At 65.2% G+C, this 1,191-nt stretch carries 1 protein-coding gene; it reads right to left on the reverse strand.

Annotation, left to right across the window (positions count from 1 at the left end):
* Positions 1–1,190: elongation factor Tu (gene tuf / locus EPO55_RS26080; protein WP_296340552.1), on the reverse strand; the 1,190-nt coding region annotated here is incomplete at its 3' end.
* Between the last annotated feature and the right edge of the window lies 1 nt (position 1,191).

Genomic DNA, 1,191 nt, shown 5'->3' on the forward strand with positions numbered 1-1,191 from the left:
TACTTCACGACTTTGGTGACGACGCCTGCGCCGACGGTCCTGCCGCCCTCGCGGATGGCGAAGCGCAGGCCCTCGTCCATGGCGATCGGCTGGATCAGCTCGACGATCAGCCGCGCGTTGTCGCCCGGCATCACCATCTCCGTGCCCTCCGGCAGCGTCACCACACCCGTCACGTCGGTCGTGCGGAAGTAGAACTGCGGACGGTAGTTGGTGAAGAACGGCGTGTGACGGCCACCCTCCTCCTTGTTCAGGATGTAGGCCTCGGCCTCGAAGTTCGTGTGCGGCGTGATCGAACCCGGCTTGGCCAGAACCTGGCCCCGCTCAACGTCCTCGCGGCCAACGCCGCGCAGCAGCGCCCCGATGTTGTCGCCCGCCTCGCCCTGGTCCAGGAGCTTGCGGAACATCTCGACGCCCGTCACCACCGTCTTGGCCGTCGCCTTAAGCCCAACGATCTCGATCTCCTCGCCGACCTTCACGATCCCGCGCTCCACGCGGCCCGTCACCACCGTGCCGCGGCCCGAGATCGAGAACACGTCCTCGATCGGCATCAGGAACGGCTTGTCCTTGTCGCGCGCAGGCTGCGGGATGTAGCGGTCGACCTCTTCCATCAGCTTCAGGACCGACTGCTCGCCCTGCTCCGGGTTCTTGTCCTCCAGCGCCATCAGCGCCGAGCCCCGAACCACCGGAATGTCGTCGCCCGGGTACTGGTAGCTCTTCAGGAGCTCGCGAACCTCGAGCTCGACCAGGTCCAGAAGCTCGGGATCGTCGACCATGTCGACCTTGTTCATGTAGACCACCAGCGCCGGAACGCCGACCTGCCGCGCCAGAAGGATATGCTCCCGCGTCTGCGGCATCGGACCGTCCGCCGCCGACACCACCAGGATCGCTCCGTCCATCTGCGCCGCGCCCGTGATCATGTTCTTCACGTAGTCGGCATGGCCAGGGCAATCGACGTGCGCGTAATGGCGGTTCTTCGTCTCGTACTCCACGTGCGCCGTCGAGATCGTGATCCCGCGCTCGCGCTCCTCAGGAGCCTTGTCGATCTGGTCGTACGCCGTGAACGTCGCTCCGCCCGTCTTCGCAAGGATCTTCGTGATCGCTGCCGTCAACGACGTCTTGCCGTGATCGACGTGACCGATCGTCCCGATGTTGCAGTGCGGCTTGTTCCGCTCAAACTTCGCCTTCGTCATG

It is taken from the genome of Reyranella sp., assembly GCF_004296935.1.
Taxonomy (GTDB): domain Bacteria; phylum Pseudomonadota; class Alphaproteobacteria; order Reyranellales; family Reyranellaceae; genus Reyranella.